We start from the raw sequence: 16657 nt of genomic DNA on the forward strand, positions 1-16657 counted from the left end.
ATTGCATCCTCCCGACGCATCATAAAAATCCGGTCCGGCTGATGCGCCATGACGCGCCAGCCGGACCGGATTTGTTTTCAACGATCGATGGAATCTCAGTAGTCGGAGCCGCCCTCGACCACGACCGGACGATGGTGGTGCCGGTGGCCGATCGAACCGGTGACGACGACGGTGTCGTCACGGCGGTGATGGCGGTGACGCCAGCCGCGTTCGCCATTGTCATAGAAGGCGACCGTGCCGTGATGGCGGTGATGCAGGCGGTGGCCTTCCTCATTGATGATGACCGCCGGGCGGTGGTGGTAATGATGCCTGTGATGCGTGCCGATGACGATATCGGCCCCGGCCGCGGAAGCCACGGCGGGGGCGGCGACACAGAGCGCCAGGGCAGCAAGAAGCACTGTTTTCATTGCTCTTTTCCTAATTTCTGATCATCCCTTCGCCGGGGTAAACCGCTGCCCGCCGCTTTGGTTCCGGGGCAAGGCGGACATCGCCATCCGCTTCCGGCGCTCGATCGAGATCAGGTGGGAGGATGGGCCGGTGCCGCAGTGGATGGGGTCCGTTGGGGTAGCCGAGGCACCGGCCGAAGGCGGAATGGGCACCGCCGCAAGGCAAAGATAGTCTTCGCGGCCGGCGGCGAAATTACGCGATCACGGAAGGCTGGAATCTCTCCCTTGAGAGGTCCAAGGAAGATCACTCGCTCCTTCGTCCAGCCACCGCAATCACCGCTGCGACCACCACCAGCATCGACGCCGCGGCGAAGGTGAACCGCATTCCGCCGGCAACCGCCTCAGGCGGCGCCGCCGCGATGTTCCCCGTCCCCACGGCGAAGGCGAACACCGCGCCCATCACCGCCGTGCCGGTGACGAGGCCGAGATTGCGCGAGAGGCTGAGCATGCCCGACACCACGCCGCGCTCGTTCCTGTCGACATCGGCCATGACGGCCGTGTTGTTGGCCGCCTGGAAGAGTTGATAGCCCGGCGTGAGCAGGATGATCGCCGCCGCGTAGCCGGCAACGCCGAAGAGGCCTGGCAGCGCGGCGAGCGCGACGCAGCCGGCGACCATCAGCATCAGCCCGGCGGTGATCATCGCCGCCGCGCCGAGGCGGTCGACGACGCGCCCGGCAATGACGCCACATAGTGCCGAGACGACAGGCCCGATCGACAGCACGGCCCCGGTTGCCGCGTCGCCGAGGCCCAAGGCGCGCGACAGGAAGAAGGGGCCGACAACCAGCGTCGCCATCATCACCGTCGAAACCAGCGCGTTCATGGCGAGGCTCGGCGCCAGTACCCGGTCGCGCAACAGCGCGAGCTTGACCAGGGGTGACGCCACCTTGGCCTCAACGATAACGAACAGCACCGCGCCGGCCGCGGCCGCGCCGAGCAGCGCGATGTTCAGGCCGCCGAAATGGCCGCGCCCCATGGTCATGGACAACGCATAGGCGGCAAGCGTGGCGGCAAGCAGCAGCGTGCCCAGCATATCGAAACGACCCCTCGCCTCTCCACGGACGCCTGTCGCCCGGCGGACGATGCCAGCCGCTTCGCTGGCGGGCATCGCCGCTGGAAGGAAGCGCCAGGCGGCGAGCAGCGCGACGGCGCCGAGCGCGGCGTTGACGAGGAAGATCGAGCGCCAGCCGAGGGCGGCGATCAGCACGCCGCCAAGCGAAGGCCCCAGTGCCGTGCCGATCGCCGACATGGTGCCGAGCAGACCCATGGCGCTGCCGGTGCGTTCCTTCGGCACCGTCTCGCCGACGAAAGCCATCGTCAGCGCCATCATCGCCGCCGCGCCCAGGCCTTGCACGGCGCGGGCGCCGATCAGAAAGGCCAGCGACGGCGCGAGCGCGGCGGCAAACGAGGCGGCGCTGAACAGCGCCAGGCCAACAATCAGCAGCGGCAGGCGGCCGACGAGATCGCCAAGGCGCCCGACGATGACGATCAGAACGGTGATGGCGAGCAGATAGGCCAGCACCACCCATTGCACCGCCGCAAAGGACGCCGCGAAGGCCACGCTCAGCGTCGGCAGCGCGACATTGGCGATGCTGGTGGCGAGCGAGGAGACGAGCATGGCAAGCGACAGGCTGGCCAGCGCGCCAGCCGCCGAATGGCTTCCAGGCGCGGCGCGGGTTTCGGCGATGTCGGCCATGATCTTCTCCGTCGATTGAACTTGCCGGGGAAGATAAGCGTGCGATCGACATGGCGGAACGCGCAGCGTTTGCACTTGAACAGTGCATCAAACGCCATGTCCGTTTAACGGATCCATGCTATGGTCGCGCCATGTCGCGACCCGATCTCAACCTGCTCGTCACGCTGGATGTGCTGCTTGCCGAAGGCAGCGTCGCAAAGGCCGCGCGGCGCCTGAAGCTTAGCCCCTCGGCGATGAGCCGGGCGCTGGCGAGGCTGCGCGAGACAACCGGCGACCCGCTTCTGGTGCGCGCCGGACGCGGCCTGGTGCCGACGCCGCGCGCCATCGAGCTGGGCGCCGAGGTCGGCCGGCTGGTGACGGAAGCCGAAGCGGTGCTGCGGCCGGCCGAACGGCTCGACCTCACGCGGCTCGACCGCAGCTTCACGCTCCGCAACAGCGACGGTTTCGTCGAGAATTTCGGTCCGGCGCTGCTCGCCCGCGTGGCCGAGGAGGCGCCGGGCGTGCAATTGCGCTTCGTGCCCAAGCCCGACAAGGACAGCGGCCCGATGCGCGGGGGCGCGGTCGATCTGGAGACCGGCGTGGTCGGCGGCTCGACCGGACCCGAGATACGCACGCAGGCGCTGTTCCGCGACCGCTTCGTCGGCGTCGCGCGCGCCGGCCATCCTTTGAGCGAAGGCCGCATCACCGCCGCCCGCTTCGCCGCCGGCCGGCACATTTTGATCTCGCGCCGCGGCCTCGACCGCGGCCCGATGGACGACGCCTTGGAACACGCCGGACTGACGCGGAAAGTCACGACCGTGGTCGGCGGCTTTGCCGAGGCGCTGGCGCTGGCACGCGGCTCCGACCTCATCGCCACCGTGCCGGAGCGCTATACCGGCACCCTGCGCGAGGGCCTGTTCACCTTCACGCTGCCGGTGAAGCTCGCCGCGCTGACGATCTCGCTCTTGTGGCACCCGAGGCTCGATGCCGATCCGGCGCACCGCTGGTTGCGCGGGCTGGTGAAAGAGGTGTGCCGCCTTTCCTCTCCCTCCTTTCACCACGGCGAGGAACCCTTGCCCTGATACGCCGGCCCCACGGAACCAACCGCGCGTTGCAGGCGATATCCCTATAAATATTAGCCATAACTAATGTATACTATCGCACGCAGGACAAACCGTGTCTGTCATGGAACCCGCGGCGCAATCAGCGCGTTCCCGGGCGCCTGTGAAACAGCCGGAGGCTCGCTTGAGCGAATTCAGGAAGTTCGCCTGCCCCCGGTGCCTGGGCGCCGGCAAGGTGTTCGAGTGCGGGAAGCAGGTGGCGTCGAACGGCACATGCTGCCCCTCGGGTGCATTGCACGACAATTGCCCGGGACAACTGGTTTCCTGCCGGGCCTGCAACGGAACCGGCCTGCGCGGCTACAGCGCGCCCTCCAATGTACAGGCTTCCCCGATCAGCTGATGGCCGGGCGTGGGAATCTTGCATTTTATTCGCCATTTCTAATATAAAAGGCGCTTGCGCGAGAAGCGAAACGGCGGGCGCCCTGGAGACGCGCATGAAAACCTATCGCGTCGAGGAAATAGACGGCGAAGCCGTCGTCGCGGTGCATTCGGCGGAAGCCAAGACGCCTTTCGAGGCGGCTGAGAAGGCGCTTGGCCGGAAAGTCTCGTTGCGTGCCGGCGCTGACAGGTGGGTCCGCGTCGTCGACCTCACCGAGCGGCCGAGGCCGGTCAGGCTCAGGCCCACGATCTTCGAATTCAAAGCAATCGGACAGAGGAAATAGGCGATCCGTGGCTTTGAACGCTTCGCACTTTTCCTGGAATTGCTTCAGGTGCTGGCGCCGCCCATCAGCGCGGCAACCAGAGTCGCCAGAAAGACAAGCAGCCCCAATGCGACCCGATCCAGCCATGACCGCCGTCTGGCAAGAACCTCGAACAACCGATTGGCCATCGCAACTTCCCCCATTCGTTGGCGACATTCTATCACGTCTTTCATGAGCGGATCATGAAATGGCACACAAATGGGTCCGATGCCGTTTTCAACGGCGAGACCCGTCTTCGCCGGGCGCCAATGCTGCGCTGCCGAATTGCACCCAAAAAAAGTCGGGGTCGAAGTAACATGCCGGCCGGCGAAAAATCAGCCTATTCAAGCGGATAGGCATATATGTGCGGCGCGGCCTGGTGGACATCGGAAAAGCCCGGAATTCGGCTATTTCAGGGCTTCTTGGCTTGGCCCGGCATGACCGCAAAGCGTGCATCGGACACGAAAAGGCGGCTAAAAAGGCGCTCCCGGGCCACTCGCCGGCGGCGTTGACAGGACACCGCGCCAATGGCACTCCGCAAACCACTGGTCACGCCATGACCGTTGCTGTTGGGGACGGACGGGGTTTCAGCAGCTTGGCGGCGGCGCCGGACGGGCGGGCACCTTCGAAGTGTACCGCCCGCTCCTGGCCGGCCCAGCTTTCAGCTTTAAAAGTGCTTGCTTTAAAACCGATCAAAGGCTGTGGCGCGTTCCTGAGAAACTCAGAACGTGAAGCCCGAGGATGGCACTGCGGCGGTCACCGCCGAAAGCCTGTCACGTCTGGCAAGCGTCGGTTTGCGATATGGCTTCTTCATCGGCTGTCTCGGCCCGGTCGACGATGAAATCAGGACAGCAAGATATGCCCGGCGACCGCCGCGTCAAGCGGAGGGATAAATTTGGCGGAAGGCTAATTCGGCGAGCGCGTAAATTTGGCTGGCAAGCCGATAGGCTCGCCAGCCAATGTGATCGGTGCGCCTGTGTTACGGCGCGGGATTCGAGGCGTTCGCGACGACGCTCGACAGCTTCTGGCGCTTCGACAGCACCGGCTTCTCGTAAGTCTTCTTCATGGGAAGCCTCTTTGCGCCGCCCCCCGATGGAACTTTACGACCGCGTTAGGGTCAACCCGAGTGCTGCAGCCAATGGCGGTCGAACACGTCGAGGATGGCGCGGAACTCTCCCGGCGGAATCTGGATAGCGCCGTCATCGCTGTAGGCGTCAAGGAACTGGTCGAGCTGCCGGTCGACCGCTTCCGGATGTTCCAGGCCGATACCGAGGCTTACCAGGTCGGCGGCAATCGAACCGCCGGCCGGCAGGTACCCGCCCCATGTCGCGGCGCCGGTTGCCGCATCGCGCAGCCGCACCAGCAGTATCCGGGTCAGCGAGGGCTGCGCTTCGGGACCAATGACGGCCGAGCCGCACATATAGCCGCCGAGCACGCTGACCGGCTGTGTCTGCGGGAACAGGCACAGGAAGAATTGCGTGTCGCCGCCGACATCCTTGAGATGCAGATAGACACCGCGCTTTGCCGGCATCACCGGGCCGACGAGTTGCAAGTGCCCCGTCGGCAACGTCTCGCCATAGGTAGCCGTCAGCCCATGCACGCCTGGCCCGGCCTCGATCGACAAGCGGCCCTTGATCAACTGGCCGCGATAATAGGGCGACCAGGCGCGAGAATAGCATGCATAAGTTCCGGCAAGCCCGGAGCCGGCGCCGCGCTCGTCATGCGAGGAGGCATCGAACTGCATGCCGGCGCGTCGCTCCAGCTCGGCGCTGTCGACGCCGTGGCGGGCCGCGATGGCGGCGGTGAAGGCCGGTAGCTCGCTCTCGGCGATCCAGGCGCCGGACTGCTCCAGTTCGAGCAGCCTCGCCCAGTCGTCATAGACGCTCATCTGTCGCGGCCGCGCGCGGCCTTGCAACCATTTGTCGGCGCGGCCGAGATCGAACGCGGTGTTCGGGTTGACGGCGCGGAACGCCGCCGCCAGGTCCTTGCGGGTCACCGTTCCCAGCAAGGCCGAAGTCAGCCTTAGTTTTTGCGCGATTTGCTGCGCCATGCAAAAGGTCCCCGATGTTCTTCGCCGCCTAAGCAGTTCGGCGTTCCGGCGGGAATCGCCCAGCTTCTCCGACGCTCCTGGCTAGCGCGCCGGCAAACAATCTCCATTCCCGGCGGCGGCGTTTGTTTTCCATCCACTAATATTACTGGAATTCCAAAGAATTCCACAGTGTTCCGCGCGCGTGGCCTTCGCGACGAGACAAGCGGCGCTAGGGTCGCTTCGGGGTGAATCCAGGGAGCTGCCATGAAAATCCTTCTATCCACGCTTGTTATGGCACTTGCGCTGTCGCAAGCCGCTGAAGCCAAAACGAAAATCCCGCTGACCGAAACAAAGACCGGTGCCGAGAAGAGCCGGCAGCCGCTCGATCAGACGGCCACCGGCGGCATCGTGCCTTCGGCCGGCCCGACGTCGAAGAGCGCCGAACCGGGCCAAGCCTATCCGCAGCCGCTGGACCTTCACTTCTAGAGCAATTCCGGAAGCCGTGCTCGGCGGTTTTGGTCCGCTACCGCGTAAGACAAAAGGTAGCCATCCCGGGGACCCATAGCCGGTTCATCATCCGGGATCGGCGGGGAAAAGCAGCGGCCGGACGGCCGAACCAACAGCCGCCAGCCTGACGGCTGGGGGCTTGGCGCCGCCGGCGGGGGCGGCGCCTGCCCGCGCGGATGCAAGGCCACGATCCGCGCGGGTCAGGCTTCCGGCCAGTCGCCCCAGATCATTCTTCTGCAGATCCAAGCCGTTCTTGACGAAGGGCCAGCGAACCGGAAAGCTCGGACACGGCGCCGCGATGGCGCTGTGCGAGAAGGAAGGCCGTGCCATGCCGGGTGCCGACGAAAAGCTTGCCGCGCTCGGCATCGTACTGCCACCGCCGCTGAAACTGCCGCCGGGCATGGTGCTGCCCTTTCCCTGGGTGAATGTGCGCGGCGACCGCGCCTATATCTCCGGCCACGGGCCGCAGGAGCCGGACGGCTCGCTTGCCGGCCCGTTCGGCGCGGTCGGCGAGAGCGTGTCGCTGGACGAGGCGCGGGCTTCGGCCCGCAAGGTCGGACTGTCGATGCTCGGCAGCCTGAAACGCGAGCTCGGCAGCCTCGACCGGATCACGGGCCGGTGCCGCGTCCACGGCATGGTCAATTCGGCATTGCGCTTCACCGAGACGCCGGCGGTGATGAACGGCTTTTCGGAGCTCATCCTCGAGGTCTTCGGCCCTGAGATCGGCCGTCACGCCCGCACCGCCATCGGCGTCGCCGCCCTGTCCCTGAATTTCCCGGTCGAGATCGAGGCCGAAGTGATGATTGGGGGGTGAGCCTCCCTTGGTTCCAGCGCAGCTTGACCAGGCCGTGGTCGGCGCGATAGGCGGGCCGAGGCCATCCAACCGATGAAAGACCCGCCATGACGGACCCTATCGTGAAAGACAGCAACGGCACGCCGCTGAAAGACGGCGACTCCGTGACCCCCATCAAGGACCTCAAGGTCAAGGGCACGTCGGAAACGATCAAGCGCGGCACGCTGGTGAAGAACATCCGGCTCAACGGCGATCCCGGCGAGATCGAATGCAACACCAAGCAGGTCAAGGGCCTGGTGCTGAAGACAGAGTTCCTGAAGAAGGCGTGATGGCAGGGGAGATCGGGAGGGCCGCCCTCGCCCTCCCCTTATGTTGCACCGCGTTAGATTTGTTGCATTGCGATATCGGCGCCTAGGGCCGAGGCTTTAGGGAGGCGGGATACGAACAAGCATCGTGAGGTTCGTATTCGTGTCAACACATGCGCAGGATTTCCGGCCCGACATCGAAGGCTTGCGGGCGGTGGCCGTGGCGGGCGTCGTCGCCTTCCATTTCGGCCTCACCGCGCTGCCCGGCGGCTTTGCCGGGGTCGACATCTTCTTCGTCATTTCGGGCTATCTGATCACCCGCCATCTCGCCGCCGAGATTTCCGAGACCGGCCGGCTCGACCTTTTGCGTTTCTACGCCCGGCGCGCGCGGCGCCTGCTGCCGGCGGCGCTTTTCGTCATCGCCGCGACGCTCTGCGCCGGCGCGCTCATCCTGTCGCCGGAGGAGCAGGCGCTTTATTCCAAGGGTGCGATGTTCGCCTCGGCCTATATGATCAATCTGTGGCTGATCCGCTGGTCGTTCGACTATTTCGCCAATGACGCCACGAGCAACCCGTTCATCCATTACTGGTCGCTGTCGGTCGAGGAGCAATTCTATCTTGCCTGGCCGGCGCTTTTGCTGCTGGCCGCCTGGATGAAGCCCGGCAAGCGCGCCATCATGATTGCGATCGGCGCCGTCGGCCTCGTCTCCTTCATCGCCTGTGCCTGGCTGACGAGCGTGTCGCAGCCCTGGGCCTTCTATTTTTCGCCGCTGCGCGCATGGGAATTTGCCGCCGGCGGCCTCGTATCGATGGCGCCGGCACGGCTGTTGCAGGAGCGCCCGCTGCTGGGGCGGGCGTTAAGCCTGACCGGCCTGACGATGATCGGGGCCGCATATCTCACCTTCAGCGAGGACGCTCCCTTCCCCGGCTTTCTGGCGCTTCTGCCGGTTGCCGGCACGGTCCTTCTGCTCAAGGCGGGAGCGGCCGGCGCCAGGGACGGCTCGCGCAATTCCGAATGGAATTGCGTGAATGCCGCCCTGGCGCTGCCGCCCTTACAATGGATCGGCAAGCTCTCCTATTCGCTCTATCTGTGGCATTGGCCGGTCATCGTCTATGCCGGCATGCTGGCGCCGGACCTGACGCCGGCCGAGCGGCTGCTGTGCCTCGCGGTGACGCTGGCGCTCTCCATCCTCAGCTATCATCTCATCGAGAACCCGATCCGTCGCAACGGCTGGCTGATGGCCAGTGCGGCGCGGGCGCTGGTGCCGGCCCTCCTCCTGACCGGCACCGGCGTCGCAGCCGCCTATGGCAGTGCCAGGCTTGCCGTGCACGACCTCGATCCGGAACAGCGCATCATCGCCGCCAGCGCCGCCCAACCGTCGACGGCCCGGGCCAAAGCCGGCTGCGTGCAGGATTACCAGAGCGTGACGCCGAAGCCTTGCGTGTTCGGCGATGGCCAGCGCCTCATCGCCCTCTTCGGCGACTCCCATGCCGACCATTGGTCGACGCCGCTGATCGAAGCGGGCCGGAAGAATGGCTACCGGGTGGTGACCTGGCTGAAGAATTCCTGCCGCGCCTCGCGCATCAGCGTCTGGTCGTCCGAGCTCAAGCGTCCCTACAGCGAGTGCGACCGCTGGCGCGAGCAGGCGATCGCCGAGATCATCGAGGCGAGACCGGCGCTGGTGGTCATCTCGGAGCTGGCGCTGACCAGCGGCCGAAAAATGGCCGGCCGCAGCGGCGACACGCGGAGCCAGGACGCCGACTGGCGGGCCGGCCTGCGCTCCACCCTCACCAGCCTGAGCAGGGCGGGGCTCAAGGTCGCCTTCATCCGCGACGTGCCGTTCAACAACGCCAATGTCGACACCTGCGTGGCGCGGGCGCTGTGGCGGGACGAGACGCCCTCGCGCTGCGACCAGACGCGCGCCTACGCCGCCAACGACGCCATGGCGGCGGTGGAACGCGACATCGTCGACAGCATTCCCAACGCCGCTTACGTCGACCTCACCGACCGCTTCTGCGGCGCCACCATTTGCCACGTCTTCATCGACGGCAAGCTCGCCTTCCGCGACCAGCACCATATGGCGACGCCATTCGCGGAATCGCTGGAGCCGGAGGTGGAGAAAAGGGTGATCTCGAAGGTGGGGCGCTGAAGCTGTCAATCTCCCCCTCGTGGGGAGATCAGCAGGTTCAGCGCAGCCCCCTACTCTACCACGACGACGAAATGCTTGGTCACCGGCTCAAGGATCTTCCAGGTGCCCTTGAAATCCGCCTCGACGACGAAGGCATCGCCGGGGCCGACCTCGACCGGCTCGCCGCCGTCGGGGGTGATGATGATGCGGCCGGCGATCATGTGGACGAATTCATAGTCGGTGTAGGTGGCGTGATAGGTGCCGGGCGAGGCGCGCCAGGTGCCGGACATCACCTTGCCGTCTTCGGTGGTGTGCTGCACGGCCGTCTGCATGGTCGGCGAGCCTTCGACAGCGATCCAGCCGGGCAGGTCGCCGCCTTCGGCATGCTCGACGGGGCCGAATTTGAGAATGGTGGGTCTGGTCATCGGATGCTCCTGGGGTCGCCGGAATTGGCTGGGGATGAGATAGCCGATGGCGGCATACGGTGCACGCGGCGATGCGACAAAGCGAGGCGAAGCGGCGACGGATGCCTACGGAACCGATAGCTGTCTGAGGCTATAGGCCGTGGCATATTAGCAACACTTAACAGGCGTCGCACAGAGTTTGCGGCATTGAGCATCACTGTCCCGTTTCGGGACTGGCATCAGCCTTGCTATAAAGAGATTGCCGGTGTCCTCCCGCCGGTCCTGATCGGGGGATCAGGTCTTAAATCTCGCCGGGCGTGTGGGCTTTGGGCACCAGGGGCAAGCCCGGCGAGTTTTCTTTCTTCATTGTCATGCCGACTGGCGGGCGCGCCGCCCTTCCTCCGCGGCCTGCAATTGCTTCCGGCGCGCCGGCTGGCGGCGGCGGCGGTGGGCGGGTTTTCAACGTGACCGCCGCCTTGTTCGAAAGCGCGCCAGTCACCGCGTCGACCCATGCCGAAGGCGACGATCTGTCGGGCTGGGTCGCGGCCGAAGGCTTGCCGACCATGCAGGCGGCCGGGCAGCACACCATCGAGCCTGCCTGCTGCCTGGCAATGATCAGAGATATTTCGCCGGCGTGCGACGCGCCGCGGCCCGGTCGGTTGCAGATACGCTAATAAATATCTGATCTCATTGCCTTACGGAGAGGCAACACTGCGCCGGACCAAGCGGCTGGCGCCGCGGCCAGTGCCTTGTCCAAGGGCGGCAACCCGACGGTTTTCGGGAACATGCACCGCTCGAAACCGTTGTCTTGCCGAAGGGGCGTCCTGCAAACTCAAGGAGGCAGCGATGAAAAAGCTTCTGCTTGCTTCGATGATCGCCATCGCCTCGGCGTTCGCGATCGCGCCGGCCAGCGCCGGCGGCGTTCAGCTTGGTATCGGGATCGGGCCGGGCTATGATGACGACTATTATGGCGGCTATTATCCGCACCGCTACTACCGCCACGTCTACAATGACGATTACGACAATGGCGGCTATGTGGTGCGCTACCATCACCGCTATCATCGCCATCATTGCCGCACCGAACTGGTGACCCACTGGCGCCGCCACCACCGCGTGGTGGAGGAAGTGCGGGTGTGCGGTAACGGCTACAACCGCTACTAAGCGAGCCAACGTGGATCGCGCGGGAACCGCCTCCGGCGTCCCGCGCGATGGCCGATCCCGCCCCGGGGCGGCTCCCGGCGCTCACAGAGCCTTCAAATCTTGCTGATTGCGCGACGCGGCCGGACTTTTTCGGCGTGCCGCGCGTTATCATGGCGAACCTCAGGAGAAGGCTTGTCATGCGCAAATTCGTGTTTGCCTCGCTGCTCGCCCTGGCTTCGGCTGCGACCACCGTCATGCCTGCGGATGCAGGCAATGTATTCCTCGGCGGCAGTTATTTCGACTACGGCCCATTCGGCGACTTTTACGACAGCTACGGCTCCGTGCCGGTCTACGGTTCCTATTGGGGCGGCCCCTATCTCAACTACGCCCCCGGTGAGCATGACGACCATGACAGCTTCTATGTCGCCGCGCCGAATGCCGCACACGCCCGCCGCCATTGCCGGATCGAAAGGGTGAGAACCCGCAGTCATGACCATCGGTTCATGCGGCAGGTGCGCGTCTGCGGTTAGGCCATGTCCACCGCCGGCGGGTAAGTGCGACTTCAAATCCCGGTGATTTTCCGGGCAGGCGCGCCAGTTCCTTGGCAGCCTTTCGGCGCGCCAAGCGTTGTCGATGCGAACCTTCAGGAGGAGGTTGCCATGAAAAAGCTTCTACTCGCCTCCGCAATCGCCCTCGCGTCGGCGGTGGCCACGGTCGCGCCGGCAGACGCTCAGGGATTCTTCGGCCTCGGTATCGGACCGTTTGGCGGCTATCCGTTCTACGGCGGCCCGTTCTATGGCGGCCCGTTCTACGATTACGGCGGCCGCTATTACGGCCCGCGCTACTATGATGACTATTATCCCGGCTACGTGGTCCGCTATCCGCACTACCGGTACCATCGGTATTACAGACACTACTACGTCTATCCCCACCGGTACCACCACAGGCATCATTACCGGCACCACCACAGGCTCTACGGGCGCAGGTAGGTAGCAGCGGCCGCACCGACAAGCTGATCTTCCCCCTGTGGGGAGATCAGCCGCTTGCAAATCCCCGCCGAAATGCCATCTAAGTCGCCGGTTCAAGGAGAACGAAAGGTGACGCAGCGAAGCGGCAGCGCCGACCTGCCGCTGCATGGCGGGCGGGTTCCGAAATGGCTGGGCGAGCGCATGACGAAGCTCGGCGCCGTGCTGTGCGAAGCGATCATCCACCATTACGGCCGCGACGAGCTTTTGCGGCGCCTTGCGCATCCCTTCTGGTTCCAGTCTTTTGGGGCCGTGATGGGTATGGACTGGCATTCTTCCGGTATCACCACCTCGGTCATCGGCGCGCTGAAGCGGGGACTAAATCCGCTCAGCAACGAGCTCGGCATCCATGTCTGCGGCGGGCGCGGCGCGCATTCGCGCAAGACGCCCGGCGAGTTGCTGGCCATCGGCGACCGCGTCGGGCTGAACGGTGAGGCTTTAGCCACCGCCAGCCGGCTCGTCGCCAAGGTAGACAGCGCCGCCGTGCAGGACGGCTACGACCTTTATCTGCACGGCTTCATCGTCACCGATGACGGGCGCTGGGTGGTGGTGCAGCAAGGCATGAACGGCGACGCCCGCCAGGCCCGCCGCTACCACTGGCTGTCGGAAGGGCTAGCCAGCTTCGTCGACCAGCCGCATGCGGCGATCGAGGGCGAGCGCCAGGGCGAGATCGTCAACCTCACCGACCGTCGCGCAGAGAAAGCCCGCGGCGGCCAGATCGAGCTGCTCAAGACCATGAGCCCGGAAAAGATCCTCATCGAGTTGGCCGCCCTGGAACCGCAGCCGGAGCCTGAACCGGCCGCGCAGCCGCTGCTGCCCAACCTCGTCATGCCCGCGCATCACGACGTGCGTGAGAGCGACATTGTCATGCGCCGCCTGCATGGCAACATCGCCTCGGCCATCGAAAGCGGCCCGAAGGATTTTCCTGATTTGCTGCTGGTTCCCGGTGTCGGCCCGCGCACGGTGCGGGCGCTGGCCATGGTCTCGGAAGTGGTGCATGGCGCACCCTTTCGCTTCTCCGACCCGGCCCGCTTCTCCCTCGCCCATGGCGGCAAGGACCGCCACCCCTTCCCCGTGCCGCTGAAGGTCTATGACGAGACGATCGGCGTGCTGAAATCGGCGGTGAGCAAGGCAAAGCTCGGACGAACCGAGGAACTGGAGGCGCTGAGGCGGCTGGACGGCGAGTCACGCCGGATGGAGCGCTATGTGACGGGGCCGAGCTTGAAGGAGATCGTCGCCGGCGAGATGGACCAGTCGCATTTGCTGGGCGGACGGAGTGTGTTTGGGTGGGAGGGGAAGCCGAAGGGGTGAGAACCGCAGAGTCAGGGTTGCTCGGTTTTTAGATTTCGAAGCAATTGCTCGAATTTATCCGGCCACGGAAATTTGGTGCGGTCTAGCCAATCGGGATGCGCCTCCAGACCGACACCACTGGACTGAAACCTCATGCCAAGCCAGATCTCGGCCTGTAACATGCGATTGCCAAGTTCATACAACCCTTCGGGTGTAACGTGTTTCGGTAAACTGGCCTTAACCTGCGGGTCGGTCCATGTTTCTGACCTGACGAACATAAGAGAATCTTCGCTTGGTGAATAGGCATACGGCAGATCGTGGATAAGCCTGTTGCGAAGACTATTCAGGTCTCTGACCTCCCGCGCGATGGCTACAAGCTTACACCTGTCCACGATATCCTCAATTTTTAAGGGGATAAGGCGTTCCAACATCTCTACCCGAGTCGAGAGGTTCATTACGGGCGAAAGCAGTGCAATCAGTGAGCTGTGATCAAGCCCTGTTAGGTCGCCGATGGACTGATTAACAGCCTTGTCCATCTGTGTTTGCCTGACGGCAATGAAACCCAGCGCGGGTAGAAAATGTTGAGGCACCAAAGTACCGAAAACGTATTGCATTACGTCAAAACCCCAAAAGACGAACGACCAAGACAGGCTGCCCGGCCGCACAACGATCTGCAAGGTGCACTTCTGTTATTGCTGGTGAATCTTCCTTCACCCGGCCTTCCTCCCCATCATCCCATAGTGCACCGCGAGTAAATCCAGCCCCACCTTCAACAGCTTCACCACCACGTCGCGCCCCTCACCGCTGCGTTCGGCGATGGCCTTCACCGACTGGCCTTCGAGGCAGATTCTTCGCGCCACCTCCGCCACGTCCCAATGGGCCAGCGCAGCAACAGCGTGGGCATGCGCCCGGCCGGCTGACAGCACGCGGTCGGGGACGCCGCCGCCGACGCGGCCGCCATCGACGCGCTCGCTCCAGGATTGTGGCTCCAGGCCCTCGCGCTGGCTGCGCTCGAAGTCGTCGCGGAAGCGCCCTCCTGCCTCGCGCTGCTGCCGGCTGAGCGAGGTGATGCCCACCAGCGGGTCGACATTGCGCAGGCGCACGACGCCGCCGGTGGAGGTGTAGCCGCCATTCGACACCTCATAGACGCGGCGCGCCTCGGCCGTGCCGGGGGTGAGGCGCTGGCGGCCGAAGGCGTCAGTCTTCAGCGCGAAGTCGTGGCCGACCTCGCGGCGGATGCGCACCTGCTCGGCCTCGCCCTTGGGGAGTTTTGGCGGTTGCGGTTTTTTCGAGGATTTGCGGGGCATGCGTGCGGTCCTTGGGTTGTGGGGTGGATGGCCAACGGGAGAGGCTGAGTTCCTTCGCGCATGGATCAAGGTTCCTCGCCCCACGAAGTGGGGAGAGGTGGCGCGGCGAAGCCGCGACGGAGAGGGGTTTTTCGTGGAGCGCCAAGCTCGACAGCGGGTTCTCGCCGCGCGGCGTTTCGTCCTGCCGTCGTCGGCGCTATCCCCGTCCGCTTCGCGGACACCTCTCCCCCGCCATCGGCGGGGGCGAGGAACACAAGCGCGCATACGCCTCGCCTCTCACATCCCCCTCCCGCGATGGCCGTGGAACCTGGCATGGTGATGCGCGCAGTAGCTTCGCGTGCCCGCGGTGCGCAAACCGCAGCACAGCATGTCCGGTGCCGGGCGCGCGCCGGCGGGATCGTCTTCCGGCGTTTCGCGCAGCGCCAAGTCGAGCGGCGCGCGGCAGCGGCCGAACAGGCAGTCGAGGAAACGCATCGCCGCGACATGCGGCTGGCGTCCGGGGTTTACCGGCGGCGGCGGCGCGGGCAGCTTGTAGCGCTGCGCTTCGGATTTCTCGCGCCCGCCGGGGGTGAGCCAGGCGGGTGGAAGCATGCGCGCGGGTTTGCGGGGTTTGGGTTTCTTGGGCTTGGGGGCGCGGGCGGTGACGGCGTCCGTTTGTGTGGTGATGCCACAGGCTGAGAGGTCGGCCGGACAGCGCTCCCCTCTGTCCTGCCCGTCCTCCGCAGCAGTTGCGCTACAGCTGCGGAGGGTGGACCGGGCATCGCCCCCAGTTGGGCGGAGATCAAGCACTTCAGCGCCGGCGCCTTCCGCCAACTCGGCGTATCTGGCAAGTGCTGCAGGTTCGGAGAGCGTCACGCTTCCAGCGGCTACCCTGGCGCGCCGGCCGGGGCGATCCGGCCGTGCGGCATGCTTCCTCGGCCGGCCGCCGGCGCGGCCGCCCTTGGGGTTGGCGAAGCCGATGGCGCTCAGGCCCGCGTTGCGGTGGACGATGCCGATGATGGCGTTGCGCGAGACCGGAGCGCCGCGCAGGGCGCTGAAGCGGCCGGCGATGCGCGAGGCCGAAAGCCCCTCCTTCAGCCAGGTGGCGATCTCGTCGATTTCCTTTTGCGTGTAGGCGGCTGCCATTCTTCTCATTCCATTTTCTTGTCGAAGGCGCGGACAAGCGCCAGGGTTCGGCCGCGAGGCCGCGGTCAAGTCAGCGATCGGTTGAAGTCAGGCGGCGCCGGTCAGTCGAAGCAGCGCTGCCTCGGCCGCGGCGTGGGTCAGGCCCGACACCGCAAGACCCGTCGCCCGGTCGAACAGGATGACGGTTCCGTCCTCGGTGCGAATGCAGGATGCGCCGCCACAAGTGGCGGCCGGAGCCGGGGGAGGAACGGCTCCGGCCGCTCCGGTGAACCGGGGTGCGGGCGGTTCGACCGGATCCGGGGCAAGCGCCCCGGAAAGCGCCCGGACCGGGGAGGAGGACGGTCCGGGCGATTGGAATTCATGGATCGAGGGAGGCGCGTTCATGCCGCCTCCTCTTGCATGGCGGCCGCGGCGCGGCCGGCCAGCCATTCGTAGCTGACGCCGGCGATGCCGTGCCTGCGGCTTGCCGCCATCACATGCGGCCAGTGCTGCGGCGCGATGCGGCCGCGCCGGCGCATCTGCCGCGCCGCCTCGTAGCCGCAGCCGACATCGGCGGCGAAGGCGCCGATACTCCGCGAGGAATCAATAAGCTCCGGAATGTCGGCGGGCTGGGCGGATCCGCCGGCGGGCGATGCGGAAGAGCTTGCGGAATGTACGATCATGCGTTAAGCGTACGTTATGTACG

At 65.4% G+C, this 16657-nt stretch carries 21 protein-coding genes; 11 read left to right on the top strand and 10 right to left on the bottom strand.

Annotated features, from left to right (window positions below; all coding sequences use genetic code 11):
* Positions 1 to 95: 95 nt before the first annotated feature.
* Entirely contained in the window at positions 96 to 407 is a 312-nt protein-coding gene (locus FJ417_RS23440) for a hypothetical protein (RefSeq protein ID WP_140645431.1), read from the bottom strand.
* A gap of 283 nt (positions 408 to 690) precedes the next feature.
* Positions 691 to 2139: an MFS transporter gene (locus FJ417_RS23445; protein WP_140785069.1), complete on the bottom strand. Its 1449-nt coding sequence runs from the start codon at positions 2137 to 2139 to the stop codon at positions 691 to 693.
* A 131-nt stretch (positions 2140 to 2270) separates the two neighbouring features.
* Here FJ417_RS23445 and FJ417_RS23450 point away from each other — a divergent pair, with 131 nt between their 5' ends.
* Entirely contained in the window at positions 2271 to 3200 is a 930-nt protein-coding gene (locus FJ417_RS23450) for a LysR family transcriptional regulator (RefSeq protein WP_140785070.1), read from the top strand.
* 473 nt (positions 3201 to 3673) lie between these two features.
* Complete coding sequence (locus FJ417_RS23460) at positions 3674 to 3901, top strand: hypothetical protein (protein WP_140785072.1); 228 nt, start codon at positions 3674 to 3676, stop codon at positions 3899 to 3901.
* Positions 3902 to 3945: 44 nt separating this feature from the next.
* Here FJ417_RS23460 and FJ417_RS33845 read toward each other — a convergent pair whose 3' ends face one another.
* The gene (locus FJ417_RS33845) at positions 3946 to 4068 is read right to left on the bottom strand and encodes a hypothetical protein (RefSeq protein WP_263497842.1); all 123 of its coding nucleotides are present in this window, start codon (positions 4066 to 4068) and stop codon (positions 3946 to 3948) included.
* Between the two features lie 968 nt (positions 4069 to 5036).
* Positions 5037 to 5969 carry a hypothetical protein gene (locus tag FJ417_RS23475; protein WP_140652162.1) on the bottom strand — a complete coding sequence of 311 codons (933 nt, stop codon included), beginning with the start codon at positions 5967 to 5969 and terminating at the stop codon, positions 5037 to 5039.
* Positions 5970 to 6212: 243 nt separating this feature from the next.
* Here FJ417_RS23475 and FJ417_RS23480 point away from each other — a divergent pair, with 243 nt between their 5' ends.
* The 4 genes from FJ417_RS23480 (at position 6213) to FJ417_RS23495 (ending at position 9702) form a co-directional block, all read left to right on the top strand.
* Positions 6213 to 6434 carry a hypothetical protein gene (locus FJ417_RS23480; protein WP_140785073.1) on the top strand — a complete coding sequence of 74 codons (222 nt, stop codon included), beginning with the start codon at positions 6213 to 6215 and terminating at the stop codon, positions 6432 to 6434.
* Between the two features lie 349 nt (positions 6435 to 6783).
* Positions 6784 to 7269 (top strand): RidA family protein, encoded by a 486-nt coding sequence (locus FJ417_RS23485; RefSeq protein WP_140785102.1) that lies wholly within the window; start codon positions 6784 to 6786, stop codon positions 7267 to 7269.
* A gap of 86 nt (positions 7270 to 7355) precedes the next feature.
* Complete coding sequence (locus FJ417_RS23490) at positions 7356 to 7577, top strand: alkylphosphonate utilization protein (RefSeq protein WP_140785074.1); 222 nt, start codon at positions 7356 to 7358, stop codon at positions 7575 to 7577.
* Between the two features lie 139 nt (positions 7578 to 7716).
* Positions 7717 to 9702 (top strand): acyltransferase family protein, encoded by a 1986-nt coding sequence (locus FJ417_RS23495; protein WP_140785075.1) that lies wholly within the window; start codon positions 7717 to 7719, stop codon positions 9700 to 9702.
* 50 nt (positions 9703 to 9752) lie between these two features.
* On the opposite strand, the gene FJ417_RS23500 is transcribed toward FJ417_RS23495, so the two are convergent.
* Positions 9753 to 10106 carry a cupin domain-containing protein gene (locus tag FJ417_RS23500; RefSeq protein WP_140645422.1) on the bottom strand — a complete coding sequence of 118 codons (354 nt, stop codon included), beginning with the start codon at positions 10104 to 10106 and terminating at the stop codon, positions 9753 to 9755.
* A 443-nt stretch (positions 10107 to 10549) separates the two neighbouring features.
* Here FJ417_RS23500 and FJ417_RS23505 point away from each other — a divergent pair, with 443 nt between their 5' ends.
* The 5 genes from FJ417_RS23505 (at position 10550) to FJ417_RS23525 (ending at position 13561) form a co-directional block, all read left to right on the top strand.
* Positions 10550 to 10759: a hypothetical protein gene (locus FJ417_RS23505; protein ID WP_140785076.1), complete on the top strand. Its 210-nt coding sequence runs from the start codon at positions 10550 to 10552 to the stop codon at positions 10757 to 10759.
* 172 nt (positions 10760 to 10931) lie between these two features.
* A complete protein-coding gene (locus tag FJ417_RS23510; RefSeq protein ID WP_140645421.1) occupies positions 10932 to 11246 on the top strand; it encodes a hypothetical protein in 315 nt (104 codons plus the stop codon).
* A 176-nt stretch (positions 11247 to 11422) separates the two neighbouring features.
* Entirely contained in the window at positions 11423 to 11755 is a 333-nt protein-coding gene (locus FJ417_RS23515) for a hypothetical protein (protein WP_140785077.1), read from the top strand.
* 129 nt (positions 11756 to 11884) lie between these two features.
* A complete protein-coding gene (locus tag FJ417_RS23520) occupies positions 11885 to 12214 on the top strand; it encodes a hypothetical protein (protein ID WP_140785078.1) in 330 nt (109 codons plus the stop codon).
* A gap of 108 nt (positions 12215 to 12322) precedes the next feature.
* Complete coding sequence (locus tag FJ417_RS23525) at positions 12323 to 13561, top strand: DUF763 domain-containing protein (protein ID WP_140785079.1); 1239 nt, start codon at positions 12323 to 12325, stop codon at positions 13559 to 13561.
* Between the two features lie 11 nt (positions 13562 to 13572).
* Here the strand turns inward: FJ417_RS23525 and FJ417_RS23530 are convergent, their stop codons facing one another.
* From FJ417_RS23530 to FJ417_RS23550, 5 genes are all read right to left on the bottom strand, one after another.
* Entirely contained in the window at positions 13573 to 14217 is a 645-nt protein-coding gene (locus tag FJ417_RS23530) for a hypothetical protein (protein WP_140785080.1), read from the bottom strand.
* Positions 14218 to 14250: 33 nt separating this feature from the next.
* Positions 14251 to 14847 (bottom strand): DUF6456 domain-containing protein, encoded by a 597-nt coding sequence (locus tag FJ417_RS23535; RefSeq protein WP_140785081.1) that lies wholly within the window; start codon positions 14845 to 14847, stop codon positions 14251 to 14253.
* Positions 14848 to 15123: 276 nt separating this feature from the next.
* Positions 15124 to 15972 (bottom strand): GcrA cell cycle regulator, encoded by an 849-nt coding sequence (locus tag FJ417_RS23540; RefSeq protein ID WP_140785082.1) that lies wholly within the window; start codon positions 15970 to 15972, stop codon positions 15124 to 15126.
* An 87-nt stretch (positions 15973 to 16059) separates the two neighbouring features.
* Positions 16060 to 16356, bottom strand: a complete 297-nt coding sequence (locus FJ417_RS23545; protein ID WP_140785083.1) for a hypothetical protein — start codon at positions 16354 to 16356, stop codon at positions 16060 to 16062.
* On the bottom strand, positions 16353 to 16634 hold the full coding sequence (locus tag FJ417_RS23550; RefSeq protein WP_140785084.1) for a hypothetical protein: 282 nt from the start codon (positions 16632 to 16634) through the stop codon (positions 16353 to 16355). Before FJ417_RS23550 ends, FJ417_RS23545 begins: the two co-directional genes overlap by 4 nt.
* Positions 16635 to 16657 lie beyond the last annotated feature (23 nt).

Source organism: Mesorhizobium sp. B3-1-7 (genome assembly GCF_006439385.1).
Lineage (GTDB): Bacteria > Pseudomonadota > Alphaproteobacteria > Rhizobiales > Rhizobiaceae > Mesorhizobium.

Excerpts from the sequence above, each read along its gene's own strand:
- FJ417_RS23540 (WP_140785082.1), bottom strand. The coding sequence starts at position 15,972 with ATGGCAGCCGCCTACACGCAAAAGGAAATCGACGAGATCGCCACCTGG.
- FJ417_RS23460 (WP_140785072.1), top strand. The coding sequence starts at position 3,674 with ATGAAAACCTATCGCGTCGAGGAAATAGACGGCGAAGCCGTCGTCGCG.
- FJ417_RS33845 (WP_263497842.1), bottom strand. The coding sequence starts at position 4,068 with ATGGCCAATCGGTTGTTCGAGGTTCTTGCCAGACGGCGGTCATGGCTG.
- FJ417_RS23440 (WP_140645431.1), bottom strand. The coding sequence starts at position 407 with ATGAAAACAGTGCTTCTTGCTGCCCTGGCGCTCTGTGTCGCCGCCCCC.
- FJ417_RS23510 (WP_140645421.1), top strand. The coding sequence starts at position 10,932 with ATGAAAAAGCTTCTGCTTGCTTCGATGATCGCCATCGCCTCGGCGTTC.
- FJ417_RS23520 (WP_140785078.1), top strand. The coding sequence starts at position 11,885 with ATGAAAAAGCTTCTACTCGCCTCCGCAATCGCCCTCGCGTCGGCGGTG.
- FJ417_RS23445 (WP_140785069.1), bottom strand. The coding sequence starts at position 2,139 with ATGGCCGACATCGCCGAAACCCGCGCCGCGCCTGGAAGCCATTCGGCG.
- FJ417_RS23545 (WP_140785083.1), bottom strand. The coding sequence starts at position 16,356 with ATGAACGCGCCTCCCTCGATCCATGAATTCCAATCGCCCGGACCGTCC.
- FJ417_RS23485 (WP_140785102.1), top strand. The coding sequence starts at position 6,784 with ATGCCGGGTGCCGACGAAAAGCTTGCCGCGCTCGGCATCGTACTGCCA.
- FJ417_RS23550 (WP_140785084.1), bottom strand. The coding sequence starts at position 16,634 with ATGATCGTACATTCCGCAAGCTCTTCCGCATCGCCCGCCGGCGGATCC.
- FJ417_RS23450 (WP_140785070.1), top strand. The coding sequence starts at position 2,271 with ATGTCGCGACCCGATCTCAACCTGCTCGTCACGCTGGATGTGCTGCTT.
- FJ417_RS23490 (WP_140785074.1), top strand. The coding sequence starts at position 7,356 with ATGACGGACCCTATCGTGAAAGACAGCAACGGCACGCCGCTGAAAGAC.
- FJ417_RS23480 (WP_140785073.1), top strand. The coding sequence starts at position 6,213 with ATGAAAATCCTTCTATCCACGCTTGTTATGGCACTTGCGCTGTCGCAA.
- FJ417_RS23500 (WP_140645422.1), bottom strand. The coding sequence starts at position 10,106 with ATGACCAGACCCACCATTCTCAAATTCGGCCCCGTCGAGCATGCCGAA.
- FJ417_RS23475 (WP_140652162.1), bottom strand. The coding sequence starts at position 5,969 with ATGGCGCAGCAAATCGCGCAAAAACTAAGGCTGACTTCGGCCTTGCTG.
- FJ417_RS23515 (WP_140785077.1), top strand. The coding sequence starts at position 11,423 with ATGCGCAAATTCGTGTTTGCCTCGCTGCTCGCCCTGGCTTCGGCTGCG.
- FJ417_RS23535 (WP_140785081.1), bottom strand. The coding sequence starts at position 14,847 with ATGCCCCGCAAATCCTCGAAAAAACCGCAACCGCCAAAACTCCCCAAG.